Annotated in this window: 11 protein-coding genes; 5 read left to right on the top strand and 6 right to left on the bottom strand. The window is 38.6% G+C overall.

Annotation, left to right across the window (positions count from 1 at the left end; all coding sequences use genetic code 11):
* Position 1: 1 nt before the first annotated feature.
* From cysN to KO530_RS20275, 3 genes are all read left to right on the top strand, one after another.
* Positions 2–1,411, top strand: a complete 1,410-nt coding sequence (cysN, locus tag KO530_RS20285) for a sulfate adenylyltransferase subunit CysN (protein WP_216050266.1) — start codon at positions 2–4, stop codon at positions 1,409–1,411.
* Positions 1,412–1,429: 18 nt separating this feature from the next.
* Positions 1,430–3,157 carry an SLC13 family permease gene (locus KO530_RS20280; protein WP_216050265.1) on the top strand — a complete coding sequence of 576 codons (1,728 nt, stop codon included), beginning with the start codon at positions 1,430–1,432 and terminating at the stop codon, positions 3,155–3,157.
* 167 nt (positions 3,158–3,324) lie between these two features.
* Entirely contained in the window at positions 3,325–4,290 is a 966-nt protein-coding gene (locus KO530_RS20275; RefSeq protein WP_216050264.1) for a transposase, read from the top strand.
* Between the two features lie 56 nt (positions 4,291–4,346).
* On the opposite strand, the gene KO530_RS20270 is transcribed toward KO530_RS20275, so the two are convergent.
* Together KO530_RS20270 and KO530_RS20265 are read right to left on the bottom strand one after the other, a co-directional pair.
* Entirely contained in the window at positions 4,347–5,540 is a 1,194-nt protein-coding gene (locus KO530_RS20270; protein ID WP_216050263.1) for an ABC transporter permease, read from the bottom strand.
* A complete protein-coding gene (locus KO530_RS20265) occupies positions 5,540–6,325 on the bottom strand; it encodes an ABC transporter ATP-binding protein (RefSeq protein ID WP_216050262.1) in 786 nt (261 codons plus the stop codon). Before KO530_RS20265 ends, KO530_RS20270 begins: the two co-directional genes overlap by 1 nt.
* Positions 6,326–6,561: 236 nt before the next feature.
* Here KO530_RS20265 and KO530_RS20260 point away from each other — a divergent pair, with 236 nt between their 5' ends.
* Complete coding sequence (locus KO530_RS20260; RefSeq protein WP_216050261.1) at positions 6,562–7,266, top strand: YIP1 family protein; 705 nt, start codon at positions 6,562–6,564, stop codon at positions 7,264–7,266.
* 11 nt (positions 7,267–7,277) lie between these two features.
* On the opposite strand, the gene KO530_RS20255 is transcribed toward KO530_RS20260, so the two are convergent.
* Complete coding sequence (locus KO530_RS20255) at positions 7,278–8,261, bottom strand: DUF3025 domain-containing protein (protein ID WP_216050260.1); 984 nt, start codon at positions 8,259–8,261, stop codon at positions 7,278–7,280.
* Between the two features lie 66 nt (positions 8,262–8,327).
* On the opposite strand from KO530_RS20255, the gene KO530_RS20250 reads away from it, so the two are divergent.
* Positions 8,328–9,962, top strand: coding sequence for a M28 family metallopeptidase (locus KO530_RS20250; RefSeq protein ID WP_216050259.1), 1,635 nt, complete (start codon positions 8,328–8,330; stop codon positions 9,960–9,962).
* A gap of 67 nt (positions 9,963–10,029) precedes the next feature.
* Here KO530_RS20250 and KO530_RS20245 read toward each other — a convergent pair whose 3' ends face one another.
* From KO530_RS20245 to KO530_RS20235, 3 genes are all read right to left on the bottom strand, one after another.
* The gene (locus KO530_RS20245) at positions 10,030–10,953 is read right to left on the bottom strand and encodes a LysR family transcriptional regulator (protein WP_216050258.1); all 924 of its coding nucleotides are present in this window, start codon (positions 10,951–10,953) and stop codon (positions 10,030–10,032) included.
* Positions 10,954–11,181: 228 nt separating this feature from the next.
* Positions 11,182–13,200, bottom strand: coding sequence for an excinuclease ABC subunit UvrB (uvrB, locus tag KO530_RS20240; RefSeq protein WP_216050257.1), 2,019 nt, complete (start codon positions 13,198–13,200; stop codon positions 11,182–11,184).
* 18 nt (positions 13,201–13,218) lie between these two features.
* The gene (locus KO530_RS20235) at positions 13,219–14,583 is read right to left on the bottom strand and encodes an MATE family efflux transporter (protein ID WP_216050256.1); all 1,365 of its coding nucleotides are present in this window, start codon (positions 14,581–14,583) and stop codon (positions 13,219–13,221) included.
* Positions 14,584–15,675 lie beyond the last annotated feature (1,092 nt).

Below are 15,675 nucleotides of genomic sequence, written 5' to 3'. Positions count from 1 at the left end.
TATGAATAGCGAAAACACATTACTACAAAAAGATATATTGTCTTACTTAGATCAACATGAGAAAAAAGATCTTCTTCGATTTCTTACTTGCGGAAGTGTAGATGACGGCAAAAGTACGCTTATCGGACGTTTGTTACACGACTCAAAAATGATCTATGAAGATCAGTTAGCAGCGATTACCAAAGACAGTAAAAAAGTAGGCACAACAGGCGAAAAAGTTGACCTTGCTTTGTTGGTTGATGGATTACAATCAGAGCGTGAGCAAGGTATCACCATTGATGTAGCTTACCGTTATTTTTCGACTGATAAACGTAAATTTATCATTGCAGATACTCCAGGACACGAACAATATACGCGTAACATGGTAACAGGTGCTTCAACCTGCCAAATGGCGATTATTTTAGTCGACGCCCGTGCTGGCGTGAAAACGCAAACTCGTCGTCACTCATTTTTAGTCTCGTTGTTAGGTATCAAACACGTCATTGTTGCTATCAACAAAATGGATTTGATGGATTATAGTCAGACTGTTTTTGAAGAGATTAAGCAAGATTATTTGGAGTTTTCTAAACAACTAGACATTCCTGATATCACTTTTATTCCTTTGTCTGCACTTGATGGCGATAACGTGGTGAATAAAAGCGAACACACGCCTTGGTATACTGGAAGTACCTTGATGACAGCGTTGGAAAATATAGAAATCGGTAAAGACCTCAATCTGGATGATTTCCGCTTCCCTGTGCAATATGTCAATCGCCCACATCTTAACTTCCGCGGATTTGCTGGTACAGTTGTATCTGGTCAAATTGCAGTAGGCGATAAGGTTACGACCTTGCCATCTGGAAAACAGTCAACGGTAAAATCAATCGTTAACTTTGAAGGTGAACAACAGCTTGCTCATGCTCCATTGACTACGACCTTAACCTTAGAAGACGAAATTGATATATCTCGTGGCGATATGATTGTTAAGTCGGATAATTTACCACTACATGGAAATACGTTTAAGACCCATTTGGTTTGGATGGATGAAGAAGCATTGATTCCAAACAAGCAGTATGGTTTTAAATTTGCGACGAAATTCGTACCGGGTTCGGTCACCAATATCAATTATTTAATTGACGTCAATACCATGGAAAAGAAAGAAGCAGTACATCTGAACTTAAATGAGATTGCGGTTGCTAATATCAAGCTTACTCAGATGGTTGCTTGTGACCCCTATACTGAAAATCGTGCTACAGGTGCGTTTATCATTATAGATAGGGTAACAAATGGAACTGTGGGCGCAGGAATGATAATCGAGCAGACACAGGCGACAACGGCTGTGAATCAATTCTCAGAATTTGAAATTGAGTTCAATACTTTGGTTAGAAAACACTTCCCACATTGGAATGCCACTGACATAACCAAGTTATAATTACTCGAACTCCCAGCTGTGGATTTTAATCAATTTGCTGTTATCGCGATTTTTTTCGCAACTATTGCGGCGCTTATCTTTACTGATAAGCGCCCTTCTTCTGTGTTTGCAGGTTCCACATTAGCATTAATGCTATTTGGCCAAATAACATTTTCAGAAGTTGCCCATAATCTTACCAACGAAGGCTTACTGACCCTTATTATTTTGCTGTTAGTTAGCACCGCCGTTGATAAGACATCCATGATTAAAAGTTTAGGCAGAAAACTGATTACAGCCAGTTTTAAAGCGAGTTACTGGCGATTGTTTGGACTCACTTTTGCATCCTCAGCACTACTAAATAACACCGCAGTGGTTGCCAGTATGATTGCTCCAATCAGCCAAAATCAACATCACCCTGCATCAAAGTTACTTATTCCGCTGTCCTACTCCGCAATATTAGGCGGGACAGTCACGCTTATAGGAACATCTACCAACTTGATTGTAGATAGCTTCCTGATTGAACAAGGACACCCTGGTTTCCAGTTCTGGGACTTTACCTTTTACGGTTTGATTGCCGGCTTAAGTTGTGGCTTATTAATGTTTTTATTAACACCAATTTTGCCAAATATTGAGACCCGCAAAGGGAATTTTCAATATTACTTTATAGAAGCTGAAGTGATAGCTGATTCGGAATTGATCGGAAAAACCGTAGAACAAAATCATTTACGAAATTTACCTGAATTGTTTTTAGTTGAAATCATTCGTGACGGGCAATTAATTAGTCCAGTAGCTCCCGACCTGATGATTTTAGAAAAAGATAAATTAATTTTTTCTGGAAACATAAAGAACGTAGACAGCCTTTCACATATAAAGGGGTTAGTGTTATTTGCCGAAACAGATGGCCTTTTAAGAGATAACTTAACCGAAGTTATCATCTCAAATCGAGCTCAAATTATAGGCAAAACCCTTAAAGCTGTTGGGTTTAGAGCCCTATTTGATGCTGCAGTTGTTGCTATTCGAAGAGATGGTGAGCAGTTATCTGGTAAATTGGGAGACATTAAATTGCAAGCCGGAGATTTCCTCTTACTTGCAACGGGACAAGATTTTGTTAACAGGCACAACCTGAGTAAAAACTTCTTTATCATTTCTGAACAGAAAATTTCAACCCGTCTAAATAAACCTCAAGAAATTTTGACCATTGGTGGCTTTTTATTAACCATTTTATTAGCTGCAACTTCGGTACTCAGTTTATCTTCAGGCTTATTATTTTTCATGGCCGCGTTAATCGTCGCCGGTGTTATTAATAATTCAGAGCTAAAACGAAACATTCCAATTAACTTAGTAATTGTGATTGTTGGCGCATTGAGTTTAGCGTCTGCCCTATCTTCTTCAGGCGTAATTGATCTAATAACCGGTTCCTTAAAACCCTTTTTAAGTGACAGCAGTCCATTTATAGCTTTGCTGGTTGTCTACGGGTTAACCCTACTGTTGACAGAATTGGTCACCAACAATGCAGCCGCAGCCCTGATGTTTCCTTTCGCATACGGTGTAGTTCAACTGCTAGAAGTTCCACTTATGCCCTTCGCATTAGCGGTAGCATTCGCTGCCAGCGCTAGTTTTTTATCACCTTATGGATATCAAACCAATTTATTAGCGTTTAATGCCGCCAATTATAAATTTAAACATTTTATCAACTTTGGTTGGCCAGTTTCTTTACTGTATTCGAGTATCGTTTTGCTGCTGTTGAAGTATTCTTACAGCCTCTAATTCTAAAATTCCTACTACAAAATTTTGGTACCAAATCGTGGACAGGCACCAAAACTACAATTTGTGGACAGGCAACCAAACTAGACCTGAATTCAATTTAAACTAGACTTCTCATTACCAAAATTACTACTAAGCTATTGTGAATTGCATTAAAAATGGATTAAAAAATGCCTGTTGCAAGGAAGCATCAAATTAGCCTGGTTGATACGCCGTATTACCACTGTGTATCTAGGTGCGTTCGCCGTGCCTACCTATGTGGCATAGACACTCATAGCGGCCAAAACTATGAACATCGACGCCAATGGGTTGAGGACCGATTATTATTACTCACATCTGTTTTTTGCATTGATGTATGTGCCTATGCAGTCATGAGCAACCATATTCACGTGGTATTGCATGTAAATAAAACTAAAGCACTTGGTTTATCAGACACAGACGTCATCAAAAATTGGCAAAAAATACACAAGCCAACCGAATTAGCTCTGCAGTTTATCCAAACTAAATCACCGGAATTGAACGAAACCCAAAGACAAGCCCTCAATAATACAATATCAATATATCGTCAGCGCTTATTTGATATTAGTTGGTTTATGCGCGAGTTGAATGAACCGATTGCTCGACGGGCAAATCTAGAAGATAAGTGCACTGGGCATTTCTGGGAAGGTAGATTTAAATCCCAAGCGTTGCTAGACGAAAAAGCGCTAACCGCTTGCATGGTATATGTCGATTTAAACCCTATTAGAGCTAAGATAGAGGCTACACCTGAAACTTCGAGTCACACTAGCATTAAACGACGCATTGCGGCATTTCAAAAAGGTATTCAACCTCGCGAATTAATGCCTTTTGTTTCTGAAAACAACAAAGAGTCGTGCTTACCTTTAAATTTGATCGATTATATAAGCTTAGTGAGGGAAACAGCTAAAATATCCAATCCATCGCATGACAATTTAGTTACTACTTCTCAACAGAGTATTCTAACCAAACTGAATTTTATTGAATCAACTTGGTTTACTCTCAGTCACCAATTCGAAGCGATTTATGGTCTTGCAGCAGGTAGTTATCACGCCTTAAAACGATTCAAAGAACATACGAACAGGAAAAGAATACTAAGTGTCACAGATAATTATTATTGAGTAAGAGCCTAAAGAATAATATCTGCAACACAAATTCTAATGCGACCAATTTACAATTAACGGAACAGAACTTTTTCTTTATTAAACCAGTTTACGCAAAATGCCAACAAACCTGCGGCAATCAAAGCCGTAGACCCGAAAATTGCAATCAACTGAAAATAATCCATTGTACCTTTAATCAATTCTTTTATAGCCAATGCAACGTTAGTTAAAGGTACCCAAGCCCAAATCCCTTTCAATTCAACCCCGGGCGCCATGGCTAAAAAGATAGGGATAAACAACAACATCATCAACGTCCCCATATAACTTTGCGCCTCCTTGTAACTTTTAGCGTAGATGGACAGGCTTAATAAAATAGATGCGAAAATAGCTACCACGGGAATTAACATCAGGAACATCAGAATAAAGTCTACAGCGCCAATGGAAGACATAAATGTCACCACAAACTCAATCGCTAAACCCTGACTAAGTATCAGCCCCCATAATGCCATGCTGGTGACAGTAATGAGTGCTGAAGTTAAACCTGCAAAGGCGATAGTTAGAAATTTACCTAATACTAGTTTGTAGCGCTCAATAGGCGAAATTAACAAGGTCTCTAAGGTTCCTCTTTCCTTTTCTCCCGCCCCTAAATCTGCAGCCGGAAACATTGCCCCTTGAAGACACAATATAAAAATAAAGTAAGGTATTAAACCACCTATTTTCTCTCCCCAATTTTCGCGGCTGTCAGCAGTATTAACTTTCTCTAGAATAATCGGATTTAATACAGCAATTTGTTGTTCTTCTGATAAATTCAATTTAGCAAAAGCGGACGCCCTTAATTTTTGAAGTTGTTCATCAACTATTTCATTTACACGATAAAAAACGCGATTCAAGCCAGAATCATTTAGATGAAGTTTTAGCAGTGCCTGTCCAGATTGCAAAACGTCATCAGAGTAATTTGCTGGAATTTCTAAGACAAAATCGACTGTATTCTCTTGGATCAATTTTTTGTAATCCGTCTGCTGATTGATTTCAACTCTTTTTAAACCATCAATTTGCATTAATTTAGCATCAATATCAGGAGCGTACTGTCCTCCTATCAACGCATAATTCAACACTTTATTTTGTGCTTCAGTCGCGGCATTTTGCGCAAAATAAATAGCTATACCAGCGAAAGCAGGCATTACAAGTATGGGAACCGCAATCATAAAAAATAGCGTTTTTTTATCTCTGACTAGTTCTTTTAATTCTTTTAAAAACACCAACCACATTATGACTCTCCCTTTTGAATGGTGGCTAAGAAAGCATCATGTAAATTACCATCTATTGCCTGTCTCCTAAATTCATCAAGACTGCCATCAAACTGACTAATCCCTTTATCAATAACAGTTACTCTGTCACATAACTCCTCCACTTCACTGAGATGGTGAGTCGAAAAAATGACGGGGATATCTTTGTTTTTCAAACTACGAATAAAATCCAGCACAGTTTGAGTCGCCATTATGTCTAGACCTGTAGTTGGCTCATCCAATATAACGACTTCAGGATTATGGACTACAGCTCTGGCAATTGATGTTTTTTGCTTCATTCCAGTAGAAAAGTTTTCACTTCGTCGATCCAAAAAAGTTCCCATTTCTAACAAGTCTGATAATTCTGTTATGCGACTTTCGATTTCTTGTTTATGCATACCGTGCAACTGTCCAAAATACTCAATATTTTCACGACCAGTCAAACGACCATATAACCCTGTGGAACCTGATAGGAATCCAATTTTCTGACGAGCAACTAAGGGATCTTCTAATACATTAACGTCGTTTATAAAGACACTTCCCTGATTTGGTTGCAGGGCCGTAGATAGCATTCTTAAAGTTGTAGTTTTACCTGCCCCATTAGGGCCGAGTAAACCAAGTACCTCCCCCTTATTTACTGTAAACGTCACATCCAATACAGAATGGAAGTACCGGCCTTTAAGGCGAGGATCTTTCTTTTCTTGCTCGCTAAGTTTTTTGGGATTCTCAACCTCAAACTTTTTAGCTAAGCTCTTTATTTCTATCATTACTTTTCCCTGATTGCATTTTAGCTAGATAAACTCTACAGATTTATAAAGTAAACTAAACAGTCAATATTAAAGCAAATGCCTGTAATTCGGACATACTTGTTCAATAGTGTATAACTTGCTGGATTTATTACATATAATTGAAAAAGTTCTGCTTTACATTTATACAAAATAAAACAACTACGCCATTTAGAGTGAATCAAGAAAAACTTTAACCTAACGAGAGCACCTTTGTTATGCAACCCACTAATCCATTCCAAGCATCTCTACAAATATTCACAAAACCAAATGGAGTTTTTGAAGCTGCTAACAATAATAATAATTGGTCTTGGATACCTTTCATATTAGTTATGAGTTTTGTATTACTACCAATATATTTATATTACAATTTTGTTGATTTTGAATGGTATCGTGATTTTATCGTTAATAGTACAGCTGGTAATCTTAGTCCTGCCGAACAAAATAATATTCGAGCGCAAATCAAACCAGATTTTCTAGTTACTGGTATGCTTATCGTTGCTTTTTTATTCCAAGTAATCATCAATTTAATACTTGCTGCTTATCTCAACTTAGTCGCTAAAACAGATGATGAGTGTATTAATGGGTTTACAGATTGGTACGGTTTTACATGGTGGGTCTCGTTACCCTCGGTAATTGGTTTTATTGCGGCCTTAATCAGCCTGACTTTAGCTGAAAACAATCAAATTTCCATTGGCCAATTAAACCCTCTAGCTTTGTCGTATTGGTTAAGTTTAGACGAAGGTTCAAAGTGGTATGGGTTAGCTAATTTAATAAAGCCTGAACTATTTTTTAGTATTTACCTGATAGCTGTGGGACTTAGCCGCTGGACCAAATTTAACAGTTCGAAGATTTATACAATTGCAATTGCGCCTTTTGCAATAATAATAGTACTGTGGTTTTTCTTGTTATTAATGAAATAACCATGGCAAAGTTATTTTGAGCGAGCGGGTCTGAAGTAGTCCTGATTCATGTAGAAGTCTTCGTTCTCGTTTGCTAAGTGCCAACCTGGTATGCCTAAAAGCGGAATGGGTGATAGTTTTCTCGAGTTTGAAAGCAAATGTTTACGATTTAAAAGCTCATAAATAGCAGAATCTAAAATAGTTAACTGCCGATCATAATTTTCCTCGAAAAAACTGTTATCAACTCTTATAGCTAACCATTTCCCAGTCAACCCGATAAAAGGATTTAGAAGCATTTCATAATTTGCGTGTCCAAAAACAAACGCTTTAGCTGCCGGCATCTTAACATGACTGTCCTGGTTATTTAGCCGCTCCAAATCGTGATGTAAATACGAGTTATAATTTGCCCACTTATGTCTGTCTTCAATAAAAACCTTTTTCCATTGATGATTAGACAGGTTTTCACATATTTGTGGATCCGAGACAGCCAAAATAACGCCACATTCATCAAACAGTGTAATTTGGTTTCGTCGATGGGTACGCGGTGTTAAACCATGGGATTGAATATCTTCAACATGCCACTCGTTTAAAAGTGTTTTAGTTTTAGGAAAATTAAGCCAAATCAAACCATTAAATAAGTCATGCCAAGAATTAGGTCGGGTAGGAATAATTTTGTCTTTGAAAATGATGGTTTCGTAATAGTCTTCCGAATCAGACATGGAATTTTGACATTTAAAAGACTGTTTAAAATCAATTTGACATGCCTGTCCATGATTCAAACTCTGACTGAAATCATTTTGCGGTGCCTGTCCACGTTGGGTATGTCCACGTTGGGTAGAGCCTTTCTCTGTGGTAATAAGCCTATTTTTTAAAGTGTTGAGCGTGTCTGCATGCAATAAGTGCTCAAATTTAGTTAAGCTATAACGCTGTTCAAGTTCAGTAAAAGGCGGCCTTTTTGCAATGCCTGTCCACAATTCTTGGCATTCGCTAGGCGATGTTGGGTTAAGTGTTGTCATTGGCTACTAGAGTCTTTTTGATGGATTTCTTATACTGGACGCAAATGTAATAATAAGAGTAACAATATGCAATCACGACGTTTTATTTTTCCCGTTGTTTTTTCGATTTTGGCTTTGGCCGGATGTGAACAACTCCCAGACAGCAATAGTCCGCAAAGTAACTTCCAGCAGGTGTATGACAGCATCAGTGAACAGGAGTTGAAACAGCACGTCAAAACTATATCGTCTGACGAATTTGAAGGTAGAGCACCAACCTCAGCAGGGGAAACGAAAACCCTTGAGTATTTAGTGAATAATTTCAAAACGCTAGGATTTCAACCTGGCAATGGTAATAGTTATCTTCAAGCAGTGGAATTAATGGAAATTACTGCTGATCCAAACATGCAACTACGCATGGGACAAAATACATTTGAATACCAAAAAAATATGGTTGCATCTTCGAAACGTGAAACTGCCCAAGTTAATCTGAATGACTCCGAAATTGTATTCGTTGGTTACGGTGTAAATGCACCAGAATACAATTGGAATGACTATGAAGGCCTAGATGTAAAAGGCAAAACCGTGGTCATTTTAGTTAATGATCCTGGGTTCGAAAATCCCGAAAGTGGTAAGTTTCAAGGTAAAACTATGACTTACTATGGTCGCTGGACATACAAATATGAAGAAGCCAGCCGTCAAGGCGCTGAAGCAGCCATTATAGTCCATGAAACAGCGCCAGCCTCATACGGTTGGTCAGTTGTATCCAACAGCTGGAGTGGCCCGCAATACAGTTTAGTTTCCAAAAATGGTAACTCAGACAGAGTCGCGGTAGAAGGTTGGATTAGTCTTGAAGCCGCCAACAAAGTGTTTGCCGAAGCAGGCCTTGATTTCAGCCATGAAAAAGCCCAAGCAATGCAAGGCCCCTACTCCAAAGCATTAGGCACAACAGCTTCAATTACAATAAACAGTAAGCTGAAAAAGTCAGTGAGCAATAATGTTATCGCAACATTACCTGGCAGCGTCGCTCCTGACGAACACATAATTTACACCGCGCACTGGGATCATTTAGGCATGGACACCAGTTTAAAAGGGGACCAAATCTATAATGGTGCTCACGATAATGCGACAGGGGTAGCCGCCAGTTTAACTATGGCAAAAGCATTTTCAGAGCTTTCTATTCGTCCAGCACGTTCAATTACCTTTTTAATTGTAACAGCTGAAGAGCAAGGTTTGCTTGGCTCTAAATACTATTCCGAACACCCAATTATTCCGTTAGATAAAACCGTAGCAAATCTAAACATGGATGCCCTCAACGTTTTAGGCAGAACAAATAATGTTTCAGTTGTGGGAATGGGGAAATCTGATTTAGAGAACTATCTTCAGTCAGCCGTCACTAAGCAAGGCCGTTATCTGACACAAGAAGATAGACCGGAAGCTGGATCATATTATCGTTCCGATCATTTCAGTTTCGCAAAACAAGGGGTCCCTGCCCTTTATGCTAAAGGTGGCAACGAACCAATAGACGAAGCGACCGCTAAATATCGTAAACGCGCCAGTGTAGTAGTAAAAGGTTGTTACCATCAGGTATGTGATCAATTCAGAGAAAACTGGGACTTTGGCGGCATTCAAGAAGATACGCAAATGTTATTCGATGTGGGCTACAGCATTGCCAACTCAAATGATTGGCCACAATGGAGTAAAACCAGCGAGTTTCAGCGTTAAAAATAAGACTATCTAAAATCAAATGCCAGCAATTATGCTGGCATTTTTTATGAATTAAAATTCAAATTTACTTCTGACTTTCTTTGATAAAGTGACTGAGCTCTTTAATGCAGTGACGCAATACTGGGTTTAAGCGTGTATTTTTGCCGTTCATAACAAATAACTCATGTTCAAATTTGAACATATTACCACCACCAACAGGGACTAAGCCTAAGCCAGCGCCTTGTTCTTTGGTCATATAATCAGGCAACAAACCTACATACTCACCAGTCATGATAGCCGACATGCAGCCATCGAAAGAGTCAGAAAACGTTTGAATAGCTAAACGTCTTTCATCTTGAATATAATTAGCTGAGGACAACCCTGAAATCCCAATTGCCGGATAATCTTCTATCTTCACGGTCTCAGGTAAAGCTTCTTTATACTTAGCCAACGGATGTGAAGGGGCGCAATATAATCTTCCATGACAAATATGATCAACAGTATGGAAGGTTACCGATTCTGGTTTTACCATGTCATAAGTTGAGATAACTAAATGACACTCGCCGGATAAGGCCACATGCTCAACTTCATTGTAAAGTCGGGTTTGTATATTGACGTGAATATCATCAAATTTTTTCATTGTGCTTTTAACTGCTTTACTAACAGCAAGCTGCATAGAAAGAGGTAATCCAGCCATCAATACTAGTGTGATATGGCCAGAATAATCATCATGTAAACTCTTCAAGTTAAACACAAAATTATCAAAAGCATTAAAGATTCGTTTAGTTTCCTGAAAAACTACTTCACCCTCTTTGGTCATTTGGAAACCGCCACGGCCTCGATGACAAAGCACTAGATCTAATCTTTCTTCGAGCTTTTTAATTGCAGCACTGATATTCGGACGTTGCATTCTAAGCACAGGTTCAGCAGCGGTGAAGCCGTTGCATGAGGCGACAGCATAGAAAACACGTAACAATTTTATGTCTGATTCTTGTAAGCGGTTTAACATAAAAACACCAAGTTAAGGTATATAAATAGATACTCTAATTGCTATATTAGGCAAGCTGCCACTGTATTACAATCATTAATTACAGTTTATTCTATTGATGTTTTAGGGATTTAAAACACTTAACTCAAAGTCACAACCTTATCTAAACTCATACCTTTTTGCCCCTCAACACTCTCGTCATCACAAGTAAGTAGCCATTAGTACATAGCAAAACTATCTTCAATCCCCCTAAGATAGTTTTACACTTTGCTCACGAAGAAGTTCCACTTCATCTCGTAAACTCGCCGCTTTTTCAAATTCCAACTCTCTGGCTGCAGTGAACATTTGCTTTTCTAATTCAGCAATTTTCGCCATCAACTCTGTGGCTGTCATTGCTTTGTATGTTTTATTCGCTTCAGCAATTTTACGCAATTTAACTTTGCTACCAACATCCACCGAATTACCCTCTCCTATATCCATAATATCGGTAATAGGTTTGTTTAATTGCGTGGGCACGATACCATTATCAAGGTTATGTTGATGTTGCTTCTCCCGTCGGCGCTCGGTTTCTTCCATTGCTCGTTGCATTGAACCTGTGATTCGGTCGGCATAGAGTATTGCTTTGCCATTCACGTTTCGAGCAGCCCGCCCCATAGACTGAATCAGTGAGCGATCAGAGCGCAAAAAGCCTTCCTTATCAGCATCTAAAATGGCGACTAATGAAACTTCTGGCATATCCAAACCTTCTCGAAGCAGGTTAATCCCCACTAGAACATCGAATTTACCCAATCGTAAATCGCGGATAATTTCAATACGCTCAACCGTATCTATGTCTGAATGCAGATATCTTACTCGAATGCCATGTTCATCCAGATAATCCGTGAGGTCTTCCGCCATGCGTTTGGTTAGCGTGGTTACTAACACTCTTTCGTTTTTCACCACACGCAAGTTTATTTCCGACATTACGTCGTCAACCTGGCTAGCAACGGGTCTCACTTCTACTTCAGGATCTAACAAACCTGTTGGTCTAACAACTTGCTCAACGATATCGTCACCGGACTTTTCAATTTCATACTTACCGGGCGTGGCTGAAACATAAATAGTTTGTGGAGAAATTTGTTCAAATTCTTCAAACTTTAATGGTCGGTTATCTAATGCTGAAGGCAACCTAAAACCGAATTCAACGAGGGTTTCTTTACGAGAACGGTCGCCTTTGTACATGGCACCAATTTGCGAAACCGTCACATGCGACTCATCCACAAACAACAAACCGTCGGCTGGAAAATAATCTAATAATGTTGGCGGTGGCTCACCAGGCGCTCTGCCTGATAAATACCGAGAATAATTTTCAATACCAGAGCAGTAACCTAACTCTTGCATCATTTCCATATCAAATTGAGTACGCTGCACTATGCGTTGCTCTTCAACTAATTTATGTACTGATTTCAGTTGTTCTCTGCGATCTTTGAGCTCTACTTTAATATGCCCTATTGCCTCCAAGATCTTTTCCCGTGGAGTAACATAGTGCGTTTTCGGAAAGACAGTGGCGCGAGTAACAGTTTGTTCAACGCTGCCAGTCAATGGATCAAATAATCGAATGGCATCGATTTCTTCATCAAACAACTCGACTCTGATTCCTTGCTTCTCCGAATCAGCCGGAAAAATATCAATTACATCACCGCGCACACGAAAAGTACCACGCTCAAAAGAGACATCGTTGCGAGCATATTGCAACTCCGCTAAGCGACGAAGAATAGCCCGTTGATCCATTAAATCCCCTTGACGCAAATGTAACAACATTTTCATATAAGACTCAGGATCACCTAGTCCATAAATAGCTGAAACACTCGACACAATAATAACGTCGCGACGCTCCATCAAAGACTTGGTGGCTGACAATCGCATTTGTTCAATATGGTCATTTATGGAAGAGTCTTTTTCAATGAAGGTATCAGTACTCGGAACGTAAGCTTCGGGCTGATAATAATCGTAGTAAGAAACAAAATACTCAACAGCGTTGTTAGGAAAAAACTCTTTCATTTCTCCGTATAATTGCGCTGCGAGGGTTTTATTGTGAGCAAGAATTAACGTCGGTCTTTGTACTTGCGAGACAATATTCGCCATTGTAAAGGTTTTACCAGAACCAGTTACCCCCAACAATGTTTGATTTGCTAACCCGCTTTCCAAGCCATCGACAAGTTTTTCGATCGCTTGGGGCTGATCACCCGCGGGTTGATAATGTGAGGATAATTCAAATGGTCGACTCAATTCTTTTTCCTTACTTAATTAGGCAGGTTGGTGTCGCGTATTGATGCTCTTCGTAAACCAAACGTAAGCTACAATTGCGGTACAAATATTAGCTAATATAATGCCAAAAAACATGCCTTTAATATCTAACAACTCGCTTCCTAAATAAGCCAATGGTACAAAAAACAAAAATAACCTAATGACGCTTAAGATCAATGCTGATATCGGTTGATGCATGGCATTAAAGGAAGAATTTGTGAGAATAACAACGCCCTGCAATCCATAACCAAGGGGCACTATATACAAAAATAAAACAATTAAGTCTGCAACCTGCTGTTCTTCGGCAAACAAAGAGGCAACAAATGGTGCGACTAAACACAGAAGAAGGTAAACAACTAGCTGAATAATGAGTACAAACTTAAGCGAAAGTACGTAACTAGAAGCAACTCGAGTAACTTTGTTAGCCCCAAAATTTTGACTGATAAACGGAGGTAACGACATTGATAGTGCTAACACCAAGATACTGGCAATCGATTCTAAGCGACTTCCCACGCCCCAAGCCGCTACGGCTCCAGGACCATAACCAGCAGCAATTGCAGTGATTATGCCGCCAGCAATTGGAGTTAGCATATTGGCTCCAGCCGCAGGTAAACCTATTCGTAAAACCCCACCACTGGTCAGCTTTAGCTCTTTTAAGGTCAATAACCGAGGAAGCATTAATTTCCGTTTTACGGCAAGTAAATACAATATATAGAGCAGCCCTATCCCCCAAGCAATAGCGGTAGCTAGCGCCGCACCTTGAATTCCCATCGCTGGAACGGGTCCCCAACCAAAAATAAAGATGGGATCTAAAATAACGTTAATTATGCCACCACAGGTCATAATAATACTTGGGGTTTTAGTATCTCCCGCGGCTCTTAAAACACTATTTCCCACCATGGGAACAGCTAAAAATATGGCCGCTGCATACCACACCACCATATAGTCATTTATGTAAGGCAATAAGTCATCTGTTGCCCCCATCAAACGAAAAATAGGGTCAATAGTTAAATAACCGATAAAAGCCAACGCACCGACTAAAATAAAAGAGAGCATTAAAGCGCCAGTGGCAAATTCCTTGGCTAAGTGAGTTTCACCTGACCCCAAGGAACGACCAATAATCGCTGAGGTGCCGATGCCAAGACCTATGTTTAAGCTAATAATGGTAAATGTGACAGGAAATGTGAAGCTGATTGCTGCCAGTTCTTCAGTACCCAACATACTCACAAAAAACGTGTCGGCTAATCCAAACGTCATCAACATAATCATCGCCAAAATCATTGGCAACGTCATCCGTCTTAATGTTTCGAAAATGGGACCATTCAGCAAATCATTGTTTCGGTTTGTTGCTTTGGACTCATTCACTGTATTTGTACTCGTTAAGGCTAATCGACAATGATAATAGACATAGTGAAAATTAACTATGCCTAAACTACTTTTTACTTTATTTGGGGTGTAATTGCGCTGCGAAAGCAAGCACATAATTATATGACAGACAGATTTTCGAATATATGCCTATTTATATATTTTTTACTGCTTAGATAAGGATCCCATTGATCTGATCGTCTCGGAACGGAAAATTTTAAGTTTTTATTAACTGCCGAAAAATGTTAATAAATTGTCAATTTTTCAACATCTTACTAAACAGATTCTATCTACCTAGCAAAACTACACACAGGAAAACGAATGTTAGGTAACTTTATGTACCACCTTGGTGCAATTTCTATCGAAAACACAATAAGATATTGATAATAATGAATAAAATATTTTTTCATAAAAATATCAAATGCTATATTGACTTCTTTAAACAAATTAGATTTTGTTATTTTCAAGTGTTATACACAAACTTATCCACAGGATTAGTGGATAACTGCACTAACACCAATAAAGCCGCTATGTTACAGTAATGTGACTAAAAATTAGGTAAGTCAACGCTAACCTGACGGGCTATAAGTTTATGTTTCAGATTTATTAAACACTGTTGTAAAACACAGTGATCAACTAAATCTTTATAACAAAATAGTATAGTAAGCTGTATTTTTGCTAATTAAAGTTCAAAGTAATTCTGGCACTTTTATTGCCGAATTATTGCGCAATTTAGTTGCTAATTTGTAACGTAAAAACAGTTCTTTCTAAATTTTAAAAATGACAGCTTGAAGTTTTTTATATCTAGTACGCGAAATTTTTTAGTGCTTTTCTAATTTGCTAAAAGAAAAAGAGATGTTGTTTTAGCCGGAAAAGTAGTTTTTTTTAAAATTTTTAATTTTATCAAAATCGAGTTTGAGTAATAAAAATAGCGCTAACTGCTAAATATGAGCTATTTTTAAAGCGAAAATAGCTGCTTATTCAATCAATTTGAAAGAAAGCCTAAAAAACTAAGATATTGTATTGACAGAACGGTTGATGCTCATTAATATTCGCCTCCGTTGAAATCAGGTCCCCCTTAGCTCAGTTGGT

Origin of the sequence: Aliiglaciecola lipolytica, from assembly GCF_018860635.1 — a bacterium.
GTDB lineage: Bacteria > Pseudomonadota > Gammaproteobacteria > Enterobacterales > Alteromonadaceae > Aliiglaciecola > Aliiglaciecola lipolytica_A.
The sequence above is the reverse complement of the archived record's forward strand: the minus strand, read 5'-3'. Positions and strand labels throughout refer to the sequence as shown.

Bases quoted from the DNA above. Each gene is read 5' to 3' on its own strand.
- KO530_RS20250 (WP_216050259.1), top strand. From the start codon at position 8,328: ATGCAATCACGACGTTTTATTTTTCCCGTTGTTTTTTCGATTTTGGCT.
- KO530_RS20255 (WP_216050260.1), bottom strand. From the start codon at position 8,261: ATGACAACACTTAACCCAACATCGCCTAGCGAATGCCAAGAATTGTGG.
- KO530_RS20245 (WP_216050258.1), bottom strand. From the start codon at position 10,953: ATGTTAAACCGCTTACAAGAATCAGACATAAAATTGTTACGTGTTTTC.
- KO530_RS20275 (WP_216050264.1), top strand. From the start codon at position 3,325: ATGCCTGTTGCAAGGAAGCATCAAATTAGCCTGGTTGATACGCCGTAT.
- KO530_RS20265 (WP_216050262.1), bottom strand. From the start codon at position 6,325: ATGATAGAAATAAAGAGCTTAGCTAAAAAGTTTGAGGTTGAGAATCCC.
- KO530_RS20270 (WP_216050263.1), bottom strand. From the start codon at position 5,540: ATGTGGTTGGTGTTTTTAAAAGAATTAAAAGAACTAGTCAGAGATAAA.
- cysN (WP_216050266.1), top strand. From the start codon at position 2: ATGAATAGCGAAAACACATTACTACAAAAAGATATATTGTCTTACTTA.
- KO530_RS20260 (WP_216050261.1), top strand. From the start codon at position 6,562: ATGCAACCCACTAATCCATTCCAAGCATCTCTACAAATATTCACAAAA.